This is a genomic window from Microvirga lenta (assembly GCF_020532555.1).
Taxonomy (GTDB): domain Bacteria; phylum Pseudomonadota; class Alphaproteobacteria; order Rhizobiales; family Beijerinckiaceae; genus Microvirga; species Microvirga lenta.
This window is the reverse complement of the sequence record NZ_JAJBBR010000023.1, coordinates 1-6935: the sequence shown is the minus strand read 5'-3', so window position 1 is coordinate 6935 and position 6935 is coordinate 1. Positions and strand designations below refer to the sequence as shown.

8 protein-coding genes, 1 tRNA gene and 1 pseudogene are annotated in these 6935 nt (G+C 63.6%); 5 read left to right on the top strand and 5 right to left on the bottom strand.

Features of this window, described 5'->3' with window-relative positions; translation table 11 throughout:
• From LGR44_RS21575 to LGR44_RS21555, 5 genes and pseudogenes are all read right to left on the bottom strand, one after another.
• Positions 1 to 125: pseudogene (locus tag LGR44_RS21575) on the bottom strand (TerC family protein); the annotation flags it as partial.
• Between the two features lie 347 nt (positions 126 to 472).
• Positions 473 to 1189 (bottom strand): Bax inhibitor-1/YccA family protein, encoded by a 717-nt coding sequence (locus tag LGR44_RS21570; RefSeq protein ID WP_226742781.1) that lies wholly within the window; start codon positions 1187 to 1189, stop codon positions 473 to 475.
• A gap of 24 nt (positions 1190 to 1213) precedes the next feature.
• Positions 1214 to 1978 (bottom strand): anti-sigma factor family protein, encoded by a 765-nt coding sequence (locus LGR44_RS21565; protein ID WP_226742780.1) that lies wholly within the window; start codon positions 1976 to 1978, stop codon positions 1214 to 1216.
• Complete coding sequence (locus tag LGR44_RS21560; RefSeq protein WP_226742779.1) at positions 1971 to 2522, bottom strand: sigma-70 family RNA polymerase sigma factor; 552 nt, start codon at positions 2520 to 2522, stop codon at positions 1971 to 1973. Before LGR44_RS21560 ends, LGR44_RS21565 begins: the two co-directional genes overlap by 8 nt.
• A gap of 162 nt (positions 2523 to 2684) precedes the next feature.
• Positions 2685 to 2939 (bottom strand): hypothetical protein, encoded by a 255-nt coding sequence (locus LGR44_RS21555; RefSeq protein WP_226742778.1) that lies wholly within the window; start codon positions 2937 to 2939, stop codon positions 2685 to 2687.
• A 141-nt stretch (positions 2940 to 3080) separates the two neighbouring features.
• On the opposite strand from LGR44_RS21555, the gene LGR44_RS21550 reads away from it, so the two are divergent.
• The 5 genes from LGR44_RS21550 (at position 3081) to LGR44_RS21530 (ending at position 6096) form a co-directional block, all read left to right on the top strand.
• Complete coding sequence (locus LGR44_RS21550) at positions 3081 to 3833, top strand: phosphodiester glycosidase family protein (RefSeq protein WP_226742777.1); 753 nt, start codon at positions 3081 to 3083, stop codon at positions 3831 to 3833.
• 71 nt (positions 3834 to 3904) lie between these two features.
• Positions 3905 to 3979 (top strand) — tRNA-Gly (locus tag LGR44_RS21545).
• A 153-nt stretch (positions 3980 to 4132) separates the two neighbouring features.
• Positions 4133 to 5026 carry an MYG1 family protein gene (locus tag LGR44_RS21540; RefSeq protein ID WP_319004880.1) on the top strand — a complete coding sequence of 298 codons (894 nt, stop codon included), beginning with the start codon at positions 4133 to 4135 and terminating at the stop codon, positions 5024 to 5026.
• Between the two features lie 159 nt (positions 5027 to 5185).
• Positions 5186 to 5572 carry a DUF6455 family protein gene (locus LGR44_RS21535; RefSeq protein ID WP_226742775.1) on the top strand — a complete coding sequence of 129 codons (387 nt, stop codon included), beginning with the start codon at positions 5186 to 5188 and terminating at the stop codon, positions 5570 to 5572.
• Positions 5573 to 5736: 164 nt separating this feature from the next.
• Positions 5737 to 6096 (top strand): YbaN family protein, encoded by a 360-nt coding sequence (locus tag LGR44_RS21530; RefSeq protein WP_226742774.1) that lies wholly within the window; start codon positions 5737 to 5739, stop codon positions 6094 to 6096.
• Positions 6097 to 6935 lie beyond the last annotated feature (839 nt).

The following is a 6935-nucleotide window of genomic DNA, read 5'->3' as shown; positions in this document are numbered from 1 at the left end:
TCGGGCAGCTTGTTGGTCAGGATCGAGATGAAGATGAGGTTGTCGATACCGAGCACCACCTCCATGACGATCAGGGTCGCCAGTGCCGCCAGTGCCGTCGGGTCGGATAGCCATTCGAAATTCATGGGTCGTTCCTTCTAGCCGCCGTGCCCGACAGGGCATCCAGGGGCGCTTTCTTTAGGAATGTTGTGCCGTGGGGCAGGAGAGGGTGCAAGACGGGACCTGTCGGATGCAAAGAGCGGCATGAGCGATAGCATGTCGGGACACTGTCTCCCAATAACGGTCAAGCTGGCTCTTTGTTCTGGCCCGACGCGCCATCGCGTCCGTCTTCCTGGCGAAAGGCTGATTCCCTTACGGCATGAAGCCGGGCCTGTCGGGCCCGGCATCGCGGCCCCGGCGTCTGCGAGGGCCGGGGCGAATGGAAATCGGCCGCCCGCGGTCGGGCAGCCGAATGGCACAGGCTTCGGGGCGGCTACTCCTCCCGCTGACCGGTCAGGCTGAGCAGAAGCTGGAACAGGTTGACGAAGTTCAGGTAGAGCGAGAGGGCGCCGAAAACGGCCATCTTGCTGTTCGCCTCGTGGCCATGGCTCTCGGCGTATTGTTCCTTGATGGATTGGGTGTCGTAGGCGGTCAGGCCCGTGAACACCAGGACGCCGATGATCGAGATCGCGAACTGCAGCGCGCTCGACGCGAGGAAGATGTTGACCAGCGAGGCGATGATCACGCCGATCAGGCCCATGACCAGGAACGAGCCGAACTTCGAGAGATCGCGGCGGGTCGTATAGCCGTAGAGGCTCGTCGCTCCGAACATCGCCGCCGTGATGAAGAACGTGCGGGCAATGCTGGTGCCGGTGAAGACGAGAAACACGGAGGCGAGCGACAGGCCCATGACGGCGCAGAAGGCCCAGAAGGCCATTTGGGCCGTCGCCGCGGACATGGCGTTGATGCGGAAGGAAAAGAAGAACACGAACGCCAGCGGCGCCAGCATCACGACCCACTTCAGCGGGCTCTGGAAGATCGGCACGTACAGGGCCGGGGTCGAGGCGACGAAGAATGCCACCATCCCCGTCAGCACCAGGCCGATGCCCATGTAGTTGTAGACGCGCAGCATGTGCCGGCGCAGGCCTTCGTCGAAGATGGCAGTGGTCGTACGCGCGTTTCCGGTCTGCCACGCATAGGGTGTGTTCATCGGTTCTTCCTTCTTGTCAGGGAGTTAGTGCACAGTTCGGGCCAGTTTCGACGCCATGCGCTGCATGGCGCCCTCGTTGGCCGTTCCAGTCAGCGCGTAGGCCAGCTGGCCCATCTGCCAATAAGCGGCCTTCGTGGAATCGAAGCGGGCGATGGTAGGCGCGATCACATGAAACGAGGAGACATGCGCCGCGAAGAGGGACAGGTGCCCGAGGTCCTTCGTCTCGATGACCATCTCGATGCTGTGGCCGTCCCGCGAGGGGAAGACCTGGACGTCGGCAACGCGCCAGTCGTCCGGCAGCGGCGGGAGTGCAATTCCGGTCTCCGCTGCAATTTCGGACGGGTTGTACTCGGCAACCGGCGGCTGTGATGCCATGCGGGCGCGCAGGAAAGCCGTCTGGTGGGAATGGAGCGCGTCCTCGACGAAGGCAGGGGGCTTCGGCGAAGCCTCGCTGTCGGTGATTTCGAACAATCCGACCTGGGAATGTGCGAACCACCCGATCCCGATCAGGGCGACGACGGCCGCGATCCGGCGGAGTTTCAGGCTGAACTCGCGCCAGACGAGGCCTCTTCCGAGACGGCGGGCCGCCTCGATCATCGCCTCGGGGGGGCGCTGCAATTCTTCCGTCATCGCCAGACGCAGAAGGTCCCGCGTCCGCAGATCGGCCATGACCTGCGCCGCGGCCTCGGGATTTCGGGCGAGGTAGTCCTCGATCTCGATCCGCCGTGCGACGTCGATCTGATCGTCCACATAGGCCAGGAGATCCGTTTCGGTGATGGGATTAATCACGGGCGCCTCCCACCAGGCGAAGATTGGGACGTGGCCGGCTTGAAGCGTTCTGCTGCTGATCCGGATCCGCCTCGAAGGCCCGCAGGGCGGCGCGGGCGCGACCGAGCCGCGACATCAGGGTCCCGATGGGAATGTCGAGAGTCGCCGCAGCCTCCTGGTACGACAGCCCCTCGATCGCGACGAGGTGGAGGACGGCGCGCTGGTCATCCGGGAGGCTCATGAATGCCTGCTGGATCTGTTGGAGCCGGACCCGGCTCTCCTGTTCCGCAGGTGACGAATGCACCATGGCTTCGGCGATCTGCTGCACCCGGCGCGCCTCGGCAGCCTGGCGACGGCGATCGTCGATGAAGGTGTTGTGCAGGATCGAGAGAAGCCAGCCCCGCAGATTGCCGCCGGAATGGAACGAGCCACGCCGCTCGTAGGCGCGAACAAGGGTGTCCTGCACCAGATCCTCGGCCTGGTGGTCGTCCCTGGTCAACGACCGGGCATAGCGCCGCAGCGGGCCCAGCAGACCGATGACGTCTATGCGCTTGCTGTCTCTCATGCACGGTATACGAAGCTGCCGGCTGCTTTAATCCGGCAGCTGCCGTTTGTCAGGACGATAGAGACTTTATGGGGACGTGACGGCAGGGATATGGCCCCGACCGGCATAGCGCGCGGCGGGCGTATTCCACCGAGGGATGTCCGCACGGGAGCTCGCCTGGGCCTATCGACGGTCGACGACCGTGTACTCCACCTCGATCACCCCATCCTGGCCGCGGCGCTGCGCCTTGCGCAGCCGGTGGCGGAGATAGAAGTGGAGGGCGATGCCGCCGATGACGGCGATCGGCAGCAGAACGGCGAGCGTGAAGAACGCAAATGCCAGGAGAGCAAGTCCCAGGAGGACCAGGACGATCATCCTGATCGGGGAAGTCCAGAAGGGATAGGTTTTGGTCATGGCTGCCAGAATAGCCGTTTTCATGCCTGTTGTCGCCGTGCTCCCAATGTGTTGATGGGGAGGCCGATCTACAAGCCGGGTCTCGACACGAGCGCCCGATTGACCATCTTGGTCACTTGAATTCAGGCTCCGCCCGCGGCCGCAGCCGGTGATCAGGGAAACGATATGCTGAATCTTGCAAGAACTCTGGCGATGCTCGTTGCGGTGGTGCTATCGACCGCAGGCCCGGGACAGGCCGCACCCATGGGCGAGGTCTGCCGGACGGTGCGGAGTGCCGGAAACGAGTTCGCGGTCTGCACGGTCGATCTCCGCAGACATCAGGTCAGGCTCTTCTGGCGCGACCCTGACGGACAGGCCTATGGTTCGTTCAGCCGGTTGCTGAGTGGGCCGAAGGGCTCGGAACTGCTCTTTGCCATGAATGGCGGCATGTATGACGAGCAGCTGGCGCCCGTCGGCCTCTATGTCGAGAACGGGCGGGAGTTCAAGCGGGCCAACACGGCCGGCGGGCCCGGCAATTTCCACATGAAGCCCAACGGGATCTTCTTCGTCAAAGGCAACAGGGCCGGGGTTCTCGAAACCTCGCGCTACCTGCGCCAGAAGATCAAGCCGGATTTCGCGACGCAGTCCGGGCCGATGCTGGTCATCAACGGTCGGATCCATCCGAAATTCTCGGAAAACGGAACCTCGCGGAAGATCCGCAATGGGGTAGGCGTGTGTGGGCAGCACACGGTGGTCTTCGCCATTTCGAACCAGCCCGTGACGTTCCATGAGTTCGCCTCGTTCTTCCGCGACGAGCTCGATTGTCCAAACGCGCTGTTCCTCGACGGAAGCATTTCCAGCCTCTACTCCCCCGAGTTGAACCGCAAGGACGGGCTACTTCCTATGGGGCCGATCATCGGCGCCCTGCCGCGCGGCTGAACCCGACAGGGACGATCCGGGCGGTCCGGCCTTGACGAACGGCCCGGGAAGCATTCTAAGATTTGCGCCATGCGGGCGTAGTTCAGAGGTAGAACGTCAGCTTCCCAAGCTGAATGTCGTGGGTTCGATTCCCATCGCCCGCTCCAGTTTCTCGAACACGACGGCGGTCCGTCGGTCAGGGCCGACACGGCAACCTTCCAGATCATCGCGGGTCCGTCCGCTCTCGTCTGGTCCGGCTGAGCCACACGGCGGCCCGGTTACCCTTCGAGCATGACGGGGCGGTGGAGAGTATGAAGGTTGTGACCCATAGCGGTCGGTTCCATGCCGACGATGTTTTCGCCTCCGTGGTTCTGCAGGCGGCTTTGGGACCTATCGACCTCGTCCGGACCCGCGATGCCCGGATCATCGGGGAGGCGGATCTGGTTTTCGACGTCGGGGGCGTCTACGACCCGGAGGCACGCCGCTACGACCATCATATGAGAGACCTGCCCCGCAGAGCCGATGGCACGCCCTACAGCTCCGTCGGCCTCGTCTGGCGGGACTACGGCCGCGATGCCCTGCCGCAGCTCGTGCCGGATATCGAGGCTGAGACGCTCGAGACGGTGTGGCAGGAGATCGACAATGACCTGATCCTGTCCATCGATCAGGCGGATAATGGGATCGGCCCCGTCAGCCCGGGTCATCTTGCGCTTCTGGTGGAAGCCTTCAATCCGACCTGGGACAGCACGAAGCCCTACGACACCGCTTTTGGGGAGGCCGCCGAAACGGCGCGAGGCGTCCTCGTTCGGGCATGCCGGCAGGCCCATGCATCGGCCCGGGCAGCTGTCCTTGTTCTCGCCGCGGCCAGACAGGCGCGCGATCCGCGCATCGTCGTCCTCGATCGCAAGCTGCCCTGGGAAAAGGCCGTGTACGAGGGAGGCCTGGACGAGGTGCTCTTCGTCATCTACCCGGGAGAGGAGGGGGGAGCATGGTACTGCCGGGCCGTCCCTCCGGAGCCGAACTCCTTCGGCCAGCGGCTGTCCCTTCCCGAAACCTGGCGCGGGTTGCAGGACGAGGCCTTCTCCAAGGCTGCCGGAATTGAGGATGGCGTATTCTGCCATCCGAGCGGCTTCATATGCGGAGCACGATCCCGTGCCTCGACCGTCGAGCTGGCGGAGCGGGCGATCGCCCTAGGAGCGGGCGGGGCCGGGTAGGAGACGTCTTCGCCTGCTGCTGCCGGAGCCGCGACTTGGCGGAACGATTGCTCGCCTGTCCCTTCCGCTTCGCGCTCGGGGGAGGGCTCCCGTTTGCTCTGGATCAATGTTCCAAGGTCTGTCCTGAGGCAACCTCGTCGCAAGCAGGAGGAGCCTTTCATGAGTTTGGCAACAGCGATCAGGCAATGGCAGGCGGGATGGATGCAGGCTCGTGAGCTCGCGAATCTCGGCTTAGAGGAGCGCCAGGCGTTGGCGCGCGATATCGGGATTTCGGAAGAGGTGCTCGCGGCTCTGGTCGCCCGAGGCCCGCAGGCGGGCGCGGAGCTGCCGCGCCTCATGACGGCTCTCGGCCTCGACCCGGAAGGAGCAGGACGCAGCCATGCGGCGCTGATGCGGGACATGAGCGTCGTCTGCACCGAATGCTCCGAGTCAGGGCGCTGCCGCCGAGACCTGGATCGCGGGGAGGCGGAAGTCGCGTTCGTGGACTATTGTCCCAATGCCGCGGAATTGCAGGAGCTGCGGGACGAGCACGGGTCCCGCGTCTGACGATGCTGGCGCCCTTGCAGACGGAGCAAGGCGAACCCTCCCGCTCCTGGGCAGTTGTTGCCGAGATGCCGTCTTCCTGTTTTCCGGCCGCTGCCGTAACCGCGGCGGTTCGGGAAGCGGAGTTGAGACGGCAATTCCTACCGGCGCCTGGCGGAAGAGGGATCATGCGAAGGCTTCACCTTTGCCTCGGCTATTTGAGCGTCTCGCTCGGAGCGCTTGGGGTGGTGCTGCCCCTTCTGCCCACGACGCCCTTTCTGCTCCTCGCAGTCTGGTGCTTTGCGCGATCCAATCCGGCCCTTGCCGATCGCCTCTACGGCCATCCGTGCTTTGGACCGGCGCTCTCGCAGTGGCGGGACCAGGGCGCGATTTCTGTCCGTGCCAAGAGCTATGCCGTCGCGGCTCTCGGGCTGTCCTATGCCTTCTGCCTATGGCTGACGCGGAGCGGGATTCTCGCCGTCGCGTTGGCTTTCGTCATGGGCGGCGTCGCTCTCTATCTACTCACCCGGCCCAGCCCCAGGGAGTGACGGGCCCGGCCGGGGTGCCGTCCGACGAAAGTCGCAAGAAAGGCGTTGACAAACGGGCCGCCAATCGACATATCCGCAGCCCCGCCGGATGTTCATCCAGGCGAGCTTCAATCTCACATGACGCCGACGCTGCTGCCGGGCTCCACGGAATCCTGCTGCGCGCTCCGGGTCGGAGCGGACCTCTCGTCCGTTCACCGGCATGAGCCATAGTCTCCTCTTCCCGAGGCAGACGAAAGCGGCTCCTCTGACGACATCGCCAAGTAATCGGGTGGTTTTTGCTGCTCGAGAACGTGAAGCCGCAAGAGCAGATGTGCTTTTGCGGGCGGTGAGACGCGTCTTGTTCTTTGACGGTTCGAATGATTGCTCGGTTTGATCGAAAAATTTTCAAATCGAGTGTTGACCTTCCGAAAGGTCTACTGTAGATAACTGTTCATCGGCGGCGGGCCACTGAGTGGCTCCGGTGCCGGTCCTGAGAGAGTGGGGCTTGTAGCCTCCTTCTGTTGGGTCCCTTTCGAGGGAGTTTCCGTTGGCATCTTCTTCTTTTGGTTTTGAGGAGGGGGTTGACGGGGAGGTTTGGTGAACTTATATCGGGTTCATCGCGGTGCTGCCGATGCGGCGCCGAGGCTTCCACGGACAAGCGGATGACCTGGCCGGTTTTGCCGGACGGGGTTTGTTGGTCCGGCGGTTTTTGTCGTCTCCTGGCGGGACGGCGTGCTCTTTGACAAGTGAAGATGAGAGAGAGAAGCGTAGGCGGCGGTGTTCTTGCGGGCTGTCCGAGAGGATGGCCGATGAATGGACATCGACCAGTTCTATGCTTTGGTGAGTACACCGCTTCGGCT

Coding starts and splice junctions, on each gene's coding strand:
- LGR44_RS21570 (WP_226742781.1), bottom strand. CDS start 1,189: ATGAACACACCCTATGCGTGGCAGACCGGAAACGCGCGTACGACCACT.
- LGR44_RS21560 (WP_226742779.1), bottom strand. CDS start 2,522: ATGAGAGACAGCAAGCGCATAGACGTCATCGGTCTGCTGGGCCCGCTG.
- LGR44_RS21555 (WP_226742778.1), bottom strand. CDS start 2,939: ATGAAAACGGCTATTCTGGCAGCCATGACCAAAACCTATCCCTTCTGG.
- LGR44_RS21550 (WP_226742777.1), top strand. CDS start 3,081: ATGCTGAATCTTGCAAGAACTCTGGCGATGCTCGTTGCGGTGGTGCTA.
- LGR44_RS21535 (WP_226742775.1), top strand. CDS start 5,186: ATGAGTTTGGCAACAGCGATCAGGCAATGGCAGGCGGGATGGATGCAG.
- LGR44_RS21530 (WP_226742774.1), top strand. CDS start 5,737: ATGCGAAGGCTTCACCTTTGCCTCGGCTATTTGAGCGTCTCGCTCGGA.